At 49.5% G+C, this 457-nt stretch carries 1 protein-coding gene; it reads left to right on the forward strand.

The genetic code is table 11. From position 1 onward, the window contains the following. On the forward strand, positions 1-457 hold a 457-nt coding region (locus SB772_RS39160; protein ID WP_410838409.1), incomplete at both ends, for a hypothetical protein.

Genomic DNA, 457 nt, shown 5'->3' on the forward strand with positions numbered 1-457 from the left:
AGGGGCCCAGACCGGAACAATCGCTTCCGGGGCTTCAAAGCTTTATATGAGGCTCAGACTTTCAGATCGTTCCCTGAATGACTTTACCACCGCTGCCAGTGGCGGGGCTCTTATTGATGAGAGAAGTGTAGGTAACGGAGCTGTAAGCACAGCAAATGCTGCTGACTTTGGAGCAGCCTCCAACGGAGAGGTAGAAGACTACCAAATCGATGTAGTGACTACCTATGACTACGGTGATGTACCGTCCAGCTTTGAGAATGACAAGGATGGTAATCCATTGCCTGCCTTGCATGCTCCTCTAACAGGGTTCAGCCTTGGGAGTCTTTTGGATGTGGAAAGTGCTCCAGCTTCTGTGACTTCTCCCAATGAGAATAATATATCTGGGGATAATGCAGTAGGACTGGCTGATGAAGATGGTCTTACCACTTTGACGAGTGTAAGCCGTGGAGTAGCCTAC

It is taken from the genome of Paraburkholderia sp. SIMBA_030, assembly GCF_046535245.1.
Taxonomy (GTDB): Bacteria; Pseudomonadota; Gammaproteobacteria; order Burkholderiales; family Burkholderiaceae; genus Paraburkholderia.